Here is a 15,728-nt window from a genome sequence, read left to right as displayed (position 1 = left end):
CCGTTTTCGATATAATAGGCTTTATGGCAAACAGTTGTGCAGAGAGAAAAGATCAGGTCATAAGGCCGATAGAATCTTACGGTATACTTCTTCCGTATTTGGTAATTCCGTTCCGGCTTAAAAGTGCGAAAGTGCTTTTCCGTTTTTTGCGTACGGTTGTGCGCGATTTTTTTTGGCTTCAGTTTTCGGTAAAGTGGCGCTTCAAAACCATTCCCGTTTTGGATGTCTCGCACCCCTTGGACGAGCTGATTCCGTTTACACCCGGCAAAGTGCAAATCTATTTGAATTTTACCAATTTTTGGATTCGGCCTATGACTTTTTTGTTCCGCAGAATAGGCGTAAAAAAAGCTCTGCCGTACTGTATCGAATATCTTTCCCTCATCAAAAAGGCGTATTCCGATGCTGCAAGGGTGTACCGTTTTTGTATGACAACGACAAAGCGTCCCGATTATAAGGCGGATAAAGCGTTTAGAATGATTCACGCCCTCGATCCGCATTTACTGTGCGTTCCTAGTCTGCACGTTTCTATCGTTATTCTTGCTTCAGTGTATTATGCTGAAGTTTTTAAAAAAGGCGATTTCACCGAAGATGAGCGCCAAGCCTATACCGCTGAATTAAGAGAAGGGGCACGGCGCATTATAGAAAGTGTATTGTATGTAAAACAGCACAGTGTAAACTGTATTCCTTCAGCGATGTATATGATGTTATATGTGCTCAAAGACCGATTTACGATAAGCGCTGGAGTTGATATTATTAACAGTTTGTTTATTGACGACGAAACGCTTTCCGAACAAGATAAAAAAGATGTGAGTGCTCACATTCATTTTATGTTTGAACGTCTGCTTTTGGAAGGCTCAAGCGAAGATGATTGGACCGTTCCGGTTAAACGCTGGCTTAAGGGCTATAGAGCTTAAGGTTCTTAGAATTATAAAATTATTTTGATGATTTTTGAGTTTTGAGGGGGAAAAAATTTTGAACCTAACAAATGATATACAGGAATTGAAAGATGCCTTTATTTCTCTTTACGGTAATTCGGAAGAAAAAATTATTTTTGCAGCCTCTCCTGCGCGGATAAATATAATAGGTGAACACATAGATTATAACGGAGGCCTCGTGCTGCCCGCTGCCGTTAATTTATATTTAAGAATTGCCCTGCGAAAAAGAAAGGATAAAAAAATACTTTACCGTTCGATGAAGTCTAAAAAAGTTTTTGAATTTGAGCTTGACGGAAATTTGAACTTTGATAAAGAAAATGATTTTTCAAACTATTTAAACGGTATGTTTTTGTTTTTAAAAGAAAGGGGCTTAAAGGCTGATACGGGATTTGAGCTTTTAATAATGAGCAATATTCCGCAAGGCAGCGGCATTTCTTCTTCGGCGGCCTTGGAACTTTGTTTCGGTAAAATTATTTCTCATGCCTTCGGTTTTAAACTTGACGGCATTGAGCTTGCAAAAACAGGCCGGCGGGTCGAAAATGAATTTTTAGGCCTCAAATCCGGGATTATGGATCAGTTTGCTATAGCAATGGGTAAAAAAAATCAAGCCATTCTTTTAGACACCTCCTCCTTGAACTATGAGTACATTCCTCTTGAAACCGAGCCTTACAGGATTGTAATTATGAATTCCAATAAGCCCCGTAAATTAACGGAATCAAAATATAACGAAAGAAAGGAAGAGTGTGAAAAAGCCCTTGCCTTTTTACAAAAAGAAAGAAATATAGATTTTTTATGCGATCTAAGCGTTTCCGATTTTGAAAACTTAAAAGATGACTTGACTTCCAATTTGGGAGAAAAAATTTTCCGCAGAGTAAGGCATTGTGTTACCGAGATGGACAGGGTAAGGCGGAGTGCCGAAGCCTTAAAAAATAAGGACCTAAAACTTTTAGGCGGTTACTTAAACCAATCCCATCTTTCACTAAAAGACGATTACGAAGTTACCGGAAAAGAACTGGATGCTCTTTTCTTTGCAGCTACAAAAGAAAAAAGCTGCATCGGTGCAAGAATGACAGGGGCGGGCTTTTCGGGCTGTGCTATCGCCATTGTGCACAAGGACGGCTTTGAAGAATTTGCCGAAAGGGTAGGGAAGGCCTACACGGAACAAACCGGCTTTACCGCTTCATTTTTTGCCTGTCAAGCCTCAGACGGAGTGTCTATAGTTTAAACTAGGTATCAAGATAATAGATGAGTCCTTGGAGGCTGCCGCGTATAAAATACTTCCACCACAGAACAAGATCAGAGTTTAAAGGCTCGCCTATATTTTGGAGGCTGAGCATCTTTTCTTTTAACCTAGGTTCAAGGGAAAAGGCGTGTTTTATTGCTTCCCGAATGGAAAGTCCGTGCACATCAAAGGCTTTATCTAAAAAATCTTTAAAAAACGAAGGATAAAGAATTCCATCTTCTTCCGCTAAAATGGAATTTTTTAATAGCTCATCAAAAGTCTTATTTTTAATTTCCTCTGTGCTGTTATCTTCAGGGAATTTAAAAAAGTTAGGAGGATAATTTCCTTGCACGGCTATCGAAAGATTTGTATTTTCAAAAAAAAGATTTGTTTTGTCGTTTGCTCTTTCAAGCCTCAAAAATATTTTTTGTACGGCTTCCATGCTCGCCTTAACTGCTTCATCATAGCTTTCCGCAGAGCTTAGGACATTGCCGCATTTTTCTACATTGTTTTTAGGGAAAACGGTTTCATCTTTTTCAAAAAGGCGGGGTAAAACATCTTTTACGTTTTTTGTGTTCCTTGCTTCTTCAAGCCCGTATATTTTTTTTATGATGCCCGGCACCGAAATCCACGCTCGTTCAGCACTAAAGCGAGCGGCTCGTTCCGAACTGAACATAGCTTGAGGCGGAAGCTCATCTAAGGGTTCGCCTAAGGCTATTTTGACGGCGGCCTTAGTTACATCAAAGCCGGAAGAATAGGGAACCGTCCAGCCCGACATGTAGCCCCCTGAAAGACGGGCGGCGATTTCTCCCACACAGGCCTCCCTTTTGCCGTCTTTCTGCGGATCGGCTTTTCGTAAAAAAATATCCCCCTTGGCTGCCCCATTTGTAAGCCCCAGAGCCTTTATACCAAGAAAAAAAACTCTTATAAGCTCATCACATTCTTCCTTGCTCTTAATCGATGGAATCGTGTGTCCCATCTCTACAAAGTAGGGCGGGAAAAAAATATGCCTGTCTGCGAGGGCGTTTAAAAAAATCTTTCCGTTTATAACGAGGGCTTCAAGCGAAAACTCTTCACCGTCGATGAACTCCTCTGCAATGGCCTTGCCGCTCCGCGAAAAGTTTACAGCATCTTCTAAGGCCGGTCTTAATTCATCTTGGGAATAGACCAAACGGCAGCCGCGTGCTCCCATGTTGTCGGCAGGCTTTACCGTAAGAGGAAATTGAATGGCTTTTTGTTTTAAAATTTGAAGGGCCTCATCTATTTCACTTTTAAAAATGTGGGTGAACCTTGGAGAAGGGACGCCGTGCTTTTCAAAGCACTCTCTCATTAAAACCTTGTCGCTTGCACGGCGGGCTGCTTCCAAACTGTGACCGGGAAGAGAACAGCTTTCTGCAATAGCTGCAACCGATACGGAAAAGTCCGTAGCTGCGGTAAAAACTCCGTGTAAGCCGTTTTCTTTTAAACTTTTTGCAAGGCCGATGAGGGCTGGAATATCCTTTAAATCTATCGGAAAAAACTTGTCGGCTTCTTTTGCACAAACCGCATTCGGGTTTCCATCTACTGCGATGACCTCGCAGCCCAATTCTTTTGCTGCCCTTATTGCCGGCCCCTGCATAAGTCCCGCTCCTAAAATTAAAATACGCTTTTTATTTTCTTTCATATTCCGGTTAAACTCATCTTAATCTAAAAATTTAAAAGCCTGTCGGAATATCTATAAAACAGGTTTCTATGTTTTTATCAAGTTCCAGCTTTTTTGCAACCAACTGAATGCCTACAGTTTCCGTTTGATAATGACCTCCGGCAATTACGTTTATCCTGTTTTCGAGGGCATTGTGATAGGTAATGTGTTCAATCTCTCCTGTTATGTATAGGTCAAGTCCTAAGGCTATTGCATCATCTATTTCCGAAGCGGCTCCGCCGGAAATCACTCCGATGGTTTTAATTTTTTTAGGCCCGAAGGGAAGAATGTTTGCCGTTTTTTCCCTTTGAGGGAAAAGCTTATTTACAATTTCGTCTATTTCCAAACCTTCTTCGGATACTCCTTTTAAAGGAAGACTGCCGTAAAAACCTATGTTTACACCCCTGTACATGCCGAACTCTTTTAAGTTTTCAAGGGAAAGGCGGCCGGCAAGACCGATGTTGTTCCCGTAAAGGGGATGGGCATCGAGGGGCAGGTGAACGGCATAGAGTGCGATGTCGTTATCTAAAAGAGCTTTTATCCTATGGTAATGATTTCCCATAATCCGTAAGGAGCGGCTCCAAAAAAGGCCGTGGTGTACAAAAAGCATGTCGGCCTTCCGCTCGGCGGCTTCTTTTATGGATTGAAGGCAGGCATCCACCGCGAAAGCAACCTTTTTTATTTCTTTTCCGCTGTTTTGTACCTGAACACCGTTTTGCGACAAGTCTTGAGCCGCAAAGGCATCTATGTTTAATAATTCGGTAAAATAAAGGTCGAGGTCTTTTAGTTTCATAGTTTATATCCTCATCGTTTTTGCTGATTATACTTTAGATTCTTTTTGAATTCAAGGGCGTTCTATATTTTAAAAAATAAATTTACCTTCCGCAAAAATTATGATATAATTGTCTACGTTAGTAAGGAGGTTGAGTATGCAACTGACACGGGAACAAGAAGAAATTCTAAACGGTTCTCAAGGAGAAATGCAGGCTAAGGTTTTAAAAACCTTGGTCATGTATGGTGAAGCTTTTGGTGCCCAAAGGCTTGTTAAGGTTACAGGGAAATACGGTCACCTTGTTACAAGTTTCGGTATAGGAGTTATGAAGCCGGTCTATAAATTGATGGATGAACTTCTCCAATCCGAAGCTGTTTCAGGGATTCCCTTTACGGTAGACCCTCGTCCGCTTGATGATGCGGTGCCTAAAAGTTTTTTAGAACGCCTTGTTTTTCATTTTATGTACAGCAAACAGGAAGAATATGAAAAACAGCTTAAAGCTATGGGGCTTTTATCGGATGACGCTTATACTTGTACCTGCTATTTTGACGAGGTAGGGAACACACCTAAAAAAGGAGAAATCTTAAGCTGGGCAGAATCTTCTGCCGTTAATTATGCAAACTCGGTATTGGGAGCGAGGTGTAACCGCAATTCGGGTATAATCGAAATGTTCGGGCTGATTGCAGGCTGGGTGCCGGAGTTCGGCCTATTGACCGATGATGGGCGTAAAGCCGATTTAATTGTAGAGGTCAAAACCGAAAGTCTGCCCGAAGCCCAACTTTTGGGAAGTGCAATAGGAATCAAGGCTGTTGAAAACGTACCCTATATCAAAGGTTTGGACAGGTTTTTAGGCCGTGAGCTGAATGATGAGGTAAAGGCCTATTTTAAGGATATGGGCGCTGCGATGGCATCAAACGGAGCCGTCGGTTTATACCATGTCGAAAATCTTACGCCTGAAGCAAAAGAATCGGGGGCTTCTTTAATCCGCAAAAATGCGGAAGTCTATACAATTACCGAATCCGAGCTTTTGAGGATAAGGTCATCATATCCGGATATTAGAAAAAACAAAAATGCACCTCCTGAACTCTGCTTTATAGGCTGTCCTCACCTGTCTAAAGAACAGCTTATTAAATGGACAGGCATTATAGAACAAAAGTTAAAACAAAATAAAAAATCAAAAATTTCGATACCGACGGTTATGACCTCGCCGCGGGGTGTTTTAAAGGAATTTTCCAAAACGGAGGAATATAAAAAATTAAAATCTTTCGGCCTTATTTTTTCGGAAACCTGTCCCCTAATGTATATGAATAACCCTCTTTGTGCAAAAAAATCGGTTATCACGAATTCCAATAAACTTAGAACCTATACTACGGCTGTCTATTATAAGGACGATGAAATAGCCGATCTAATTACGGGAGGGATTTAACATGAAAATATTTAAGGGAAGAGTAATTGTTCCGGGTACAGTATCGGCAGAAGCTCTTGTAAGTTCTAAAGGATTTAATACCCTTGCAAGCTTTCAAAAAGCTTTGATGTTCGGCGATAAAAAGGCTCATTGTTCCGATCAAAATAATCCTGACATATACAAAAAGGAAATAGCAGGAAAGGCTCTGTGCCTCCCTCAGACTATAGGCTCAACTACGGGCGGAATGGTTATATTCTGTGCAGCTTCTATGGGCCGTCAGCCTGCATGTATGCTTTTTTCGGAGCCGATAGATTCATTGGCTGCTGCAGGCGTAATCCTTGCAGCAAACTTTACCGATAACCGTATTCCTACAATCGATAATTTAGGAAAAGAATTTTTAGAAGCGGTTAAAAGCGGAAACAGGGTTGAAGTTAAAGAAAACGGTGAAGTCATAGTAGAAGACTAAAGGGAATCTCTAAAAACTGAAGTTTTTTGAGGGTTCCTAAAAATTAAAATTATAGAGTATAAAAATTATTTTGGAGGAAAAGAATGAAATTTGATGCTGAAGTAAAAAAAATGGTGGACGCTTACGGCGGATGGATGGAAAGCGATTTTGAAAACAGGGCAGGGGGGACAGGCCGCATGACTAAGGCCCTTTATCCCTATACCCGTCTTTTTTCGCCTATTTTAATTAACAAAACAAAAATTAAAAACCGTGTTGTCATGGGACCTATGGGAAACATAAATATGTGTGAAGAATCGGGACGGCCAAACAAAAAAATGCTTGAATATTTTTTTGCCAGAGCTGAAGGCGGTGTAGGTTTATTGACAACCGGCCTTATTCCAATAAGTCATGGAATAGATCACTCGGTAACGGAGCCTCATAATTATTCTTATTTTCCGCGTATCGACGGAACGAGAACCAATCTTGCAGGCTGGAGGGATCTGGCTCAGGGCTGTCATGCTTTCGGAAGTAAGATCTTTATTCAATTAACCCCGGGACTGGGACGTGTAGGAAATCCTCAATGTCTTTTAACCAAGTTTAGATTTCCCGTGTCTGCTTCAAATAATCCCAACTTTTATATTTCCGAAATTCCCAGCTTGCGTCTTTCAGGCAGAGCCTTAGGAAAAATTATAAAAAATGCAGGGCAGGCTGCCGCCGATGCCAAGGAGTGCGGGCTTGACGGAGTATATCTTCACGGCCATGAAGGCTATCTTCTTGAACAATTGACCAATCCGGCCTTTAACCGCCGTAAGATCGGAAAATATGCCGACTGGCAAAGATTCGGGCTTGATATTGTAAAAGAGATAAGGAAAAGGGCCGGCGCCGACTATCCTATAATGTATCGCATAGACCTTTCTCTTGCCCTTAATGAGACCTACGGAGAAGAAGGCATGAAAGTTCGGCAGCTTAAAAAATTTAAAAACGGAAGAACAATAAAAGAAACCCTTGACTATATGAAAAATCTTGTAAAATGCGGCGTAGATATTTTTGACGTAGACCTCGGATGCTATGATAACTGGTGGCTTCCTCATCCTCCGGGCGGAATGCCCGCAGGCTGCTTTCTTGAAGTTTCCAAAATAGTAAAAGATTATTTTGCTTCCAATAATATTATATCTAATGCCGGAATCCCCGTTCCTGTAGTTGCTGTCGGCAAGTTGGGCTATCCCGATGTTGCTGAAACTGCATTGAGAAACGGCGAATGCGATATGGTAATGCTTGCCCGCCCCTTATTGGCCGATGCCGAGTGGTGCAATAAAGCTTACGCAGGCAGGGTAGAAGATATTAGGCCATGTATCGGATGCCAGGAAGGCTGTATCAACGAATTTGTTTTAGGAGGGCATCCTCAATGTGCCGTAAATCCCAGAACAGGTTTTGAAGATGTTCTTCCCTTTGATGCTCCTTCAGCAGAGGTAAAAAAGAATATCGGTGTTATAGGTGCCGGGCCTGCCGGCATTTTATTTGCAGTTAAGGCAGCAAAGAGGGGACATAATGTAGAACTTTTTGAAAAAACGGACAGAGTCGGCGGCAGCGTAATTACTGGAAGTGTGCCTAAGATTAAATATGATTTTGAAAATTATTTAACCTATCTTCAAGCAAAGGTAGAAAAGGCTAAGTCTATGCCTAATTTTAAACTTTCTTTAAACACTGAAGTTGATCTCAATTTTCTAAAAAACAAAAAATTCGATGTCTTGGTTTTTGCATACGGAGGTAAACCTATTTCTCTTTCCGTTCCGGGAATGGAAAAGATAAAGACAATCCAGGCTGTAGATCTTCTTTTAAATCCTAAAGAGGCTGAAAATGCTCAAAAGATTGTTATAATAGGCGGAGGTGTTGTAGGATGCGAAACGGCCTATTGGCTAAAATATGAGCACAAAAAAGATGTTACGGTACTGGAAATGCTTCCGTATTTTATGAAAGGAGTTTGTACTGCTAACAGGGGTTACCTTATCTACTATATGAAAAAAGCCGGTGTTAAACTTTTAAATTGCGCAAAACTTATAGGGCTTGATTCGGGAAAAGCTATTGTAGAAAAAAACATTTCGAAAGGTGTGCCTAATCCATATAATACTTGGCAGCCCATCTTGCCTGAAAACATACCTAACCCGCTTGCGAAAAAAATAGGCACCGAAACTCAAAAGATTGAACTGGAGGCCGACTTAATAGTCTTTGCCGTTGGAAACAAAACCGATGACGACCTTTATTTTGCAGCCCAAACTAAAAACATAGCTCCCGAAATTTATAATATCGGAGACAGCTCTTGTTCGGGAAAGGTTTTGGAAGCAACTCGTGCTGCGCAAAGATTAGCTGCCGGAATTTAGTTTGCTTAATAAATTGTGATTTAATATTAAGAAAGCCTCAAAAACTTAAGTTTTTCGAGGCTTTCCTTAGAATTTAACTTGCAATAATAAAACTCTCTAAGGCTAAGGCTTACTTATTGATTCCTGCCATGTTAAGGATAAAGGCATATTCAAAAGCAGTATCTTTAATCATGTCATAGCGGCCTGTAGCTCCGCCGTGTCCTGAATCCATGTTCATGTGTAGGATTAAGATATTATCTCCGGTTTTCTTTGCACGCAGCTTTGCAGTATATTTTGCAGGCTCATGGAAAAGCACTTGAGAATCGTTTAAACCTCCGGTTACAAGCATGTGCGGATAATTTTTTGCTTCGATATTGTCATAAGGAGAATAAGAAAGCATGTAATTATAATATTCCTCTTCGTTAGGGTTTCCCCACTCTTCGTATTCGCCTGTTGTAAGGGGCAAAGAATCATCGAGCATAGTAGTAACGACATCTATAAAGGGAACGGCAGCAACAACAGAATGGAAAAGATTCGGCCTCATATTTGTAACTGCACCCATGAGAAGACCGCCCGCACTTCCGCCCATTATTGCAAGTTTATCGGAAGAAGTATATTTTTGAGAAATAAGGTATTCGGCACAGGCTATAAAATCGGTAAAAGTGTTTTTCTTTTTTAAGAGCTTACCGTCCTCATACCACTGTTCTCCCATGTCGCTTCCGCCCCTGATTTGAGCAATGATATAAACAAAGCCCCGCTCAACAAGACTGTAAACGCTAGGACTGAAATATACATCGGAGCTGTAGCCGTAACTTCCATAAGAATAAAGAAGTGCAGGCGCTGAACCATTCTTTACAAAACCTTTTTTATAAACGGCGGCCATAGGAACCTTCACTCCGTCAGCAGCCGTTGCCCAAAGCCTTTCTACAATGTAATTATCCGGATTAAAACCTGATGGAACTTCCTGCTGTTTTAACAAGACCGATTTTCCCGTAAGCATATCGTAATCATATACGCTGCTTGGACGGTTTAATGAAGTGTAAATATAGCGTACCTTATCGCAAGCGTATTCCGGGTTTGCACCTAAATAAGCCGTATAAACGGGTTCGGGGAAAGAAATATTTTTTACCTCTCCGTTTTTAAGAGACTTAATTTCAATCTCGATGAGTCCGTTTTTACGAAGCTCCAATACGAGGTAGGATTCAAATACGGATACATCTTCAATGCGGACATTTTTGTCGTGAGCTCTTTCTTCCTTCCATGTAGATTTATCTGAATAGGAGGAACGTGGAGCGGAATAGATTTTGCCGTTTAAGTTTTGTTTGTCCTTATAGCGGATAAAAAACTTTTCCTTGTGCGGGTAAACGGAGTATTCGGTATCCTTAACGCGGGGAAGAAAGATTTTAAATTCTTCTTCAGGTTTATCGGCATAAATAAAGCGTTCTTCCGAGGTGGTAGAACTTGAGCTTGAAATAAAAATAAATTCCTTTGTCTTTGTGCCCTGCACATAGCAGGAAAACTTTACATCTTTTTCTTCGTAGACAAGGGTTCCTTTTTCTTCATCAAGTTTTTGCCTTAGGATCTTACTTGAACGCAAGGTGCTGTCGATTGCACTGTAAAAAAGAGTTTGACTGTCTGATGCCCAAGCTGCGGTAACGGCTCCGTTGTAGCTGAAGCCTATATCTTTTCCGGTTTCCAAATCGCGTATCTTTAAAATAAATTCCGCAAAGGAACCTGTTTCGTTATAAAAATAGCAAGCTTTTTTATTGTCGGGACTTACAACATAGTCGTCGAAAATAAAGGCTTGCTTTCCTTCGGCCATTTTGTTTACATCGAAAATGATTTCTTCGGCTGAATCAAGAGACGCTTTTTTTTCTGCAATAGGTTCTGTACTGCTTTCCCTTTTCGACACGGTTATAATAATAATAGCCGTTTTCAAAAACAGGATAGGTTTCATCATCTTCTTTTATGCGGCCTACAATTTCATCATAAATAGATTTTTGCAAATCTTTTGAAGAAGCCATTATCTTATCAGTATAAGCATTTTCGGCATTTAGGTAATCGATAACTTTTTTATCGGTCTTGTCTTTTAACCAATAATAATTATCGATTCTTGTTTTCCCAAACTTTTCAAAACGTGTTTCTTTTATTTCCGCAATAGGCGGCTTTTCAAAATCTGATTGTTTCAATTTATTTCTCCTATAATTTAGAGTGCATTATAAGCCCTTTCTAACTTTATGTCTACCGGATAGTTTATGTAAAATTAAGCAGTCTCAAAGATATAAAAAACACACAGGGCATTTTAATAGATGCCCAAATTCCCTTCCGAAAACATAAAACGCTTCGGCGGCTTTAAGATGCTGAGAAGCAGGTATCTTGGGATTTTGAATTCCCGATTTTTATATGACAAGTATACTTGCAAGTATACTTGACGGATAAATAAAAAAGCTGTATACTTATAGATACCCGACGAGTTTTTCATAAGTCTTTATTTATAAATGACTTATGAAAAACATCGCAAGTAAGCTTAAGGTAAACCTCTAAAAAACTGAAGTTTTTAGAGGTTATCTATAGGGGAGGATGGAGCGATGCCGCAAATATCTTTATATGTAAAAGAAAGTCATTTTGAAAAAATTGAAAAAGCCGCTAAAAATGCAAACAAATCCATTTCAGGCTGGGTTTTGGAAAAAATTCTTCCTCAAATTGAGCCTTCTTACTCCAAAGAATTTATAAATCTTTTCGGATCGGTAGATGATAAAACCTTTAAAAGACCGGAACAGCCGAAATGGGAAGATGACAGCCCTAGGGAGTTCCTATAATGTATTATTTGGACACAAATATCTGTATTTATTTTATAAACGGAAAGTATCAATCCCTCAAAAATAAAATTTTATCTATTCCGCCTTCTAAGATAAGGCTTCCTTCAATTGTAAAGGCAGAGCTTTTATTGGGTGCATATAAAAGCAGCAAAAAGAAAGACAATCTAAAACGGCTTGAAGTGTTTTTTAAAGAATTTGAAGTAGAGCCATTTTCGGATCAAACGGCATACACATATGCAGATATACGTTCAAAGCTGGAAAAAAGCAGAACCCTTATCGGGCCTAATGACTTACTTATAGCATCAATAGTTTTATATAATAACGGAACCTTGGTAACAAATAATACAAAAGAATTTAAAAGGATAAAGACCCTAAAACTCGAAAATTGGGTTGAAAAGTGAGTCCTCAAAGGTTAGAATGTTTGTATGCAAATTCAAAAAAGAACGGAAAAGCGTAATTTATTTTTAATTTATTTCGGCACAATAACTTCGCTGATAGGCGATGAAATAGGAAGCGTGGCTATTTCTATCTGGGTCGCCCTTCAAACAGATAATCCTATAAATTTTGCCCTTGTTTATTCTGCAGCCAAATTTTCAAGAATTGTTTTTTCTCTTTTTTCGGGTTCAATCGTCGACAGCTTTAACAAAAAGAAGATTTTATATTTAAGCGACTCGGCTCAATTAGTTTTAAATATTTTTATTCTATTTTTGATTCTTTTAAATTTAGATTTTAAATTAAAGGTATTTTTGTTTTGTCTTATAAGTGTTTTGCAAGGTTTTTGCCTGTCCATCTTTAAACCTTCGAGCAGGGCAATTTTGCCCGAAATAATCAATAAAGAAAATTTAAAAAAAGCTAATTCGGTTTTAGAAATGAGTAAGAGCTTAATTTCGATGTCGGCCGTAATCTTTGCAGCAGGGCTAGTGATGCTCTTAGGCTGTGAGGTCTGTATTTTAATAAATGCCATAACTTTTTTTATATCCGCCCTATCCGAGATTTTTATCCGTTACGATTTTAAAAAGAAAGATGAGCAAAAAAAAGCGGAGTCAAAGTTAAAAAAAATCTTTGACGGGTACCGCTATGTTTTAAGCGAAAAAGAACTTTTAAGATTTGCATTATTGGCTTCATGCTTAAACTTTTTTTGTACACCTATTTTTTCGAACATACTGACCTATCAGTTTAAGACGGTTTTTATGTTTAATTGGCAGTCGGCTTTTTCTGTAATAAATAAATTTTTAAAAGATAAAAAATCTTTTTTAACTCTTCTTTCAACAATTGTTTTTTTCGGCTTAGGAATAGGAAATATACTGGGCAGCCTTGCTTCTCGAAAAGTTTCCGGTAAAAATATAAAATTTTTTGCTTTGGTTTTGCCGGCCTTTTCTTTTTTGATTTTAGGTTTTTACTTTTGGTTTTTAAAAGAAAATAACTTTTTATTTAATATAATCTTACTCGGCGGTATTATCAGCTTATCCGCCCTGCTTGCAGGTTTCAGCATGGGAGTTTTTAATGTCTATGTAACAAGCCTTTACCAAAAAAAAGTGCAACCCGAATTCTTAGGAAGATTTTTTGCCTTTAATACCGTGTTGATTCAAATATCTTCTCCGATAGGAATGCTTATCGGAAGCAGTATCGCTGCAATAGGCATTTTTTATCCCGTCTTTCTTTTTGCCGGCAGTATTTTATGTTTTATAACAATTTTTTTAAATGTAAAAATAGAATTTGCCGCTCATTATAAGCAGAACTCAAGTTAAAATGAGCGGCGATATTTTAGATACTTGTTTTAAGCTTTTTTATCTAAGACCTTTTTTTTAAATGTTCTAAATTCAAAAAAGAGAAAAATAATTGCGCAGGTATTTAAAACGGTTAAAATTGTGGGGAGCTTACTAGGTCTTTTTGTTTTCCCGATTTTTTTAGATTTTACAGAAGAATCGCCGGAAGCGGATTCGGTAGAGCCGCCTTCGTCTGAGCTTTCTTCTTCGCTTGCTTCCCAATAGGCAACATGGCCTGCGCCATCCGCAGCTTCGGCCGACATTACTTTAAGCGAGGGATCAAAGCGGTAAAAGCCATTATCATCTATAAACACCTTCTTGAATGACATCAAAGCCTCCGTCGGAATAAAGAATTACCTTTGTCCCGGGGGTAAAACCTCCGCCGTCATATTGTACCTGAAAAACTCCCGGTTCTACTAGCTCCAAAAACATTGCATGAGAAAAAGCTGTAAAGCTTACAACAAACAAAAACAATAATGTTAAAGCATATTTTTTCATAATTTTACCTTCTATCAAAAATATTGATTTTCCTATAAATTCCGTTTAAACCAATCGGGCCTTGCCTTCATTATGAGTTTGACGGCAAAACCGGTAATTACGGCCTCGACCGCCATTACAACGGAGTGGGAAACAAAGATAGCTATAAAGGTTTCTTTTGCAAAACTTCCGCCCGTCATAAGAAGAACCGATAAAACCAAAACTACAAAGATAACAGACAAAGCTCCTACAACCCATGGAAATCAATTTTGTAATATTTTTTTGATAAAAGATATATCCATGAGAGCTTTAAACATAATGTGTGACAAAGAAGATTTAGGTGCATTTTTTTGTTTGTATCGCGAGACCAAATTTAACGCCACTTTCCGTCCTATGTTCAAGGCTTGTTGTAGATTTTTATCTAAAAGCCGACAAAAGTCTTCTCTAAAATGAACATCTAATAACCAATGCATGGTTTCTACAACCCATTCTTTTCTTGCTATATCCAATAGCTGTTGAGCTGTAAGTTTTCTGCTCGAAATATAATAATGCCATTCATCACTCTTTCCTTTCTTACTCTTAAACTCTGAATGAATAGCTCCAATACAGCTTAACCCCTCCCATTCATCTGTATTATCCATCCAACCTAAATTAGTTGTGCAGAAGGCTGTTCGCTTTTCAACTCTTTCACGATTTTTTTCACTTTTACAAGCTGTTTCCATTTGTTTTCTTAAAATTTCATCTTGAACATATTCTTCAATATCCGTTTTTAGTAAAGGCTGGTTCCTTTTTACCGACAGTAAATAGTCCCCTTTTCCCTCTTTTATGATTTTTGCCGTTTCTTTTTGACAATTTAAGGCATCTGCAACGATTATATGCCCTTTTATATTAAGAGTTTTTATAAGAGCTTGAACCGTAGGTATCTCGTTTGTCTTTCCTTTAACACATTTTTGTGCCAATGTTATACCAAATTCTGCAACTTGTGCAGAGACTATGTGCAGCGGACTTTCATAGCTGCTCATTTTATCTGTTGAACGGATAGTTTTTCCGTCTATCGCTATTGTAAGAGGCTTTTCTGTACCGTATTCTTTGATAAGAGCTTCAGCCATATTCATAAAACATTCGTTTAATGAGTCTATGTTTATCAATTTAAGTAGACAGGTTAGCCAATAATAGCAAGGTATTTTCTCTATTCCGAATTCTTTACGAAGTTTTTCTTTTATAATATCTTCAGTTGCCCACTCGTGTATCTCTCTAATATTTTTACGTCCACAAAGAAGTCCAAGTAGTAATATTTTTAAAGCTTCCTTTACGCTGTAAAAATATCCGTCGTGATTGCTAATTATTTTGATGTCGTTAAAGTAATCAAATATATTTTCTATTTCCATACCTTCATTATCGGCAGTTTTTAGCAAAATTGATTTCCGTGCCTACAACCATTCCCTTTAAAAGCACATTATCGCTTTTCCAATTATAAAAAATAATTGCCGATAATATTGAAGAAATAGAAAGCATCAAGGTATTGGCTCCGAGAGTTGTAATCCCGCCGTGCTGAAACAAAAGAGCTTGCAGCAGCAGAGCGGGAAAAAACGCAAGAGGCGCCTTACGCCCGACAATAATTCCTATCAGTCCGCACATGAGCGGATGAACCGAGCTCGGCGGTATCGGAATCATAATCAATGAAATAGCAAAAAAAGTTCCCGCCATAAGACTTATTTTCGGGATATCCTCTTCTTTTGTTCCTTTGACGGCAAAGGCAATTCCTACAGCGCTTGCCGCATAACCTACGGCACAAACAGCCGTCGATAATCCTCCATCGGATATATGCATAAATTCCTCCTGAATCAAA

Annotated in this window: 13 protein-coding genes and 2 pseudogenes; 8 read left to right on the top strand and 7 right to left on the bottom strand. The window is 38.9% G+C overall.

From position 1 onward, the window contains the following. Positions 1-23: 23 nt before the first annotated feature. Positions 24-914, top strand: a complete 891-nt coding sequence (locus JO40_RS00520; protein WP_044977338.1) for a hypothetical protein — start codon at positions 24-26, stop codon at positions 912-914. Between the two features lie 58 nt (positions 915-972). Beyond that, positions 973-2,160, top strand: coding sequence for a galactokinase (locus tag JO40_RS00515; RefSeq protein ID WP_044979642.1), 1,188 nt, complete (start codon positions 973-975; stop codon positions 2,158-2,160). A 1-nt stretch (position 2,161) separates the two neighbouring features. Here the strand turns inward: JO40_RS00515 and JO40_RS00510 are convergent, their stop codons facing one another. Both JO40_RS00510 and JO40_RS00505 read right to left on the bottom strand, forming a co-directional pair. Next, positions 2,162-3,820, bottom strand: a complete 1,659-nt coding sequence (locus tag JO40_RS00510) for an ATP-binding protein (protein ID WP_044977336.1) — start codon at positions 3,818-3,820, stop codon at positions 2,162-2,164. Between the two features lie 31 nt (positions 3,821-3,851). Then, the gene (locus JO40_RS00505; protein WP_044977334.1) at positions 3,852-4,631 is read right to left on the bottom strand and encodes a Nif3-like dinuclear metal center hexameric protein; all 780 of its coding nucleotides are present in this window, start codon (positions 4,629-4,631) and stop codon (positions 3,852-3,854) included. Positions 4,632-4,767: 136 nt separating this feature from the next. On the opposite strand from JO40_RS00505, the gene JO40_RS00500 reads away from it, so the two are divergent. From JO40_RS00500 to JO40_RS00490, 3 genes are all read left to right on the top strand, one after another. After that, positions 4,768-6,036 (top strand): aconitase X, encoded by a 1,269-nt coding sequence (locus JO40_RS00500; RefSeq protein WP_044977333.1) that lies wholly within the window; start codon positions 4,768-4,770, stop codon positions 6,034-6,036. A gap of 1 nt (position 6,037) precedes the next feature. Then, positions 6,038-6,481 carry an aconitase X swivel domain-containing protein gene (locus JO40_RS00495; protein ID WP_044977331.1) on the top strand — a complete coding sequence of 148 codons (444 nt, stop codon included), beginning with the start codon at positions 6,038-6,040 and terminating at the stop codon, positions 6,479-6,481. An 83-nt stretch (positions 6,482-6,564) separates the two neighbouring features. Further along, on the top strand, positions 6,565-8,838 hold the full coding sequence (locus JO40_RS00490; RefSeq protein ID WP_044977329.1) for an oxidoreductase: 2,274 nt from the start codon (positions 6,565-6,567) through the stop codon (positions 8,836-8,838). Positions 8,839-8,947: 109 nt separating this feature from the next. Here JO40_RS00490 and JO40_RS14970 read toward each other — a convergent pair. Beyond that, positions 8,948-11,006, bottom strand: a pseudogene (locus tag JO40_RS14970) (S9 family peptidase). Positions 11,007-11,405: 399 nt separating this feature from the next. On the opposite strand from JO40_RS14970, the gene JO40_RS00480 reads away from it, so the two are divergent. From JO40_RS00480 to JO40_RS00470, 3 genes are read left to right on the top strand one after another with little or no spacing between them, the layout of a single operon-like run. Next, positions 11,406-11,636, top strand: coding sequence for a hypothetical protein (locus JO40_RS00480; RefSeq protein ID WP_002668190.1), 231 nt, complete (start codon positions 11,406-11,408; stop codon positions 11,634-11,636). Further along, entirely contained in the window at positions 11,636-12,037 is a 402-nt protein-coding gene (vapC, locus tag JO40_RS00475) for a type II toxin-antitoxin system tRNA(fMet)-specific endonuclease VapC (protein WP_044977328.1), read from the top strand. The genes JO40_RS00480 and vapC overlap by 1 nt, the downstream gene beginning before the upstream one ends. 24 nt (positions 12,038-12,061) lie before the next feature. Then, positions 12,062-13,384: an MFS transporter gene (locus JO40_RS00470; protein ID WP_044977327.1), complete on the top strand. Its 1,323-nt coding sequence runs from the start codon at positions 12,062-12,064 to the stop codon at positions 13,382-13,384. Positions 13,385-13,413: 29 nt separating this feature from the next. On the opposite strand, the pseudogene JO40_RS00465 reads toward JO40_RS00470, so the two are convergent. The 4 genes and pseudogenes from JO40_RS00465 to cbiM all read right to left on the bottom strand — a co-directional run bounded on the left by JO40_RS00465 (position 13,414) and on the right by cbiM (position 15,709). Next, a pseudogene (locus JO40_RS00465) lies at positions 13,414-13,900 on the bottom strand (hypothetical protein). A gap of 32 nt (positions 13,901-13,932) precedes the next feature. Then, complete coding sequence (locus tag JO40_RS00460) at positions 13,933-14,121, bottom strand: energy-coupling factor ABC transporter permease (RefSeq protein ID WP_044977325.1); 189 nt, start codon at positions 14,119-14,121, stop codon at positions 13,933-13,935. Positions 14,122-14,142: 21 nt separating this feature from the next. After that, positions 14,143-15,267 carry an ISAs1 family transposase gene (locus JO40_RS12965; RefSeq protein WP_044979641.1) on the bottom strand — a complete coding sequence of 375 codons (1,125 nt, stop codon included), beginning with the start codon at positions 15,265-15,267 and terminating at the stop codon, positions 14,143-14,145. Between the two features lie 7 nt (positions 15,268-15,274). Beyond that, positions 15,275-15,709 (bottom strand): cobalt transporter CbiM, encoded by a 435-nt coding sequence (gene cbiM / locus JO40_RS00450; RefSeq protein ID WP_245608932.1) that lies wholly within the window; start codon positions 15,707-15,709, stop codon positions 15,275-15,277. Between the last annotated feature and the right edge of the window lie 19 nt (positions 15,710-15,728).

Origin of the sequence: Treponema putidum (assembly GCF_000755145.1) — a bacterium.
In the GTDB taxonomy this organism is placed as follows: domain Bacteria; phylum Spirochaetota; class Spirochaetia; order Treponematales; family Treponemataceae; genus Treponema_B; species Treponema_B putidum.
The sequence above is the reverse complement of the archived record's forward strand: the minus strand, read 5'-3'. Positions and strand labels throughout refer to the sequence as shown.

What these genes read in the sequence shown, in the direction of transcription:
- JO40_RS00520 (WP_044977338.1), top strand. Translation starts at nt 24, where the DNA reads ATGGCAAACAGTTGTGCAGAGAGAAAAGATCAGGTCATAAGGCCGATA.
- JO40_RS00510 (WP_044977336.1), bottom strand. Translation starts at nt 3,820, where the DNA reads ATGAAAGAAAATAAAAAGCGTATTTTAATTTTAGGAGCGGGACTTATG.
- JO40_RS00505 (WP_044977334.1), bottom strand. Translation starts at nt 4,631, where the DNA reads ATGAAACTAAAAGACCTCGACCTTTATTTTACCGAATTATTAAACATA.
- JO40_RS00500 (WP_044977333.1), top strand. Translation starts at nt 4,768, where the DNA reads ATGCAACTGACACGGGAACAAGAAGAAATTCTAAACGGTTCTCAAGGA.
- JO40_RS00495 (WP_044977331.1), top strand. Translation starts at nt 6,038, where the DNA reads ATGAAAATATTTAAGGGAAGAGTAATTGTTCCGGGTACAGTATCGGCA.
- JO40_RS00490 (WP_044977329.1), top strand. Translation starts at nt 6,565, where the DNA reads ATGAAATTTGATGCTGAAGTAAAAAAAATGGTGGACGCTTACGGCGGA.
- JO40_RS00480 (WP_002668190.1), top strand. Translation starts at nt 11,406, where the DNA reads ATGCCGCAAATATCTTTATATGTAAAAGAAAGTCATTTTGAAAAAATT.
- vapC (WP_044977328.1), top strand. Translation starts at nt 11,636, where the DNA reads ATGTATTATTTGGACACAAATATCTGTATTTATTTTATAAACGGAAAG.
- JO40_RS00470 (WP_044977327.1), top strand. Translation starts at nt 12,062, where the DNA reads ATGCAAATTCAAAAAAGAACGGAAAAGCGTAATTTATTTTTAATTTAT.
- JO40_RS12965 (WP_044979641.1), bottom strand. Translation starts at nt 15,267, where the DNA reads ATGGAAATAGAAAATATATTTGATTACTTTAACGACATCAAAATAATT.
- cbiM (WP_245608932.1), bottom strand. Translation starts at nt 15,709, where the DNA reads ATGCATATATCCGATGGAGGATTATCGACGGCTGTTTGTGCCGTAGGT.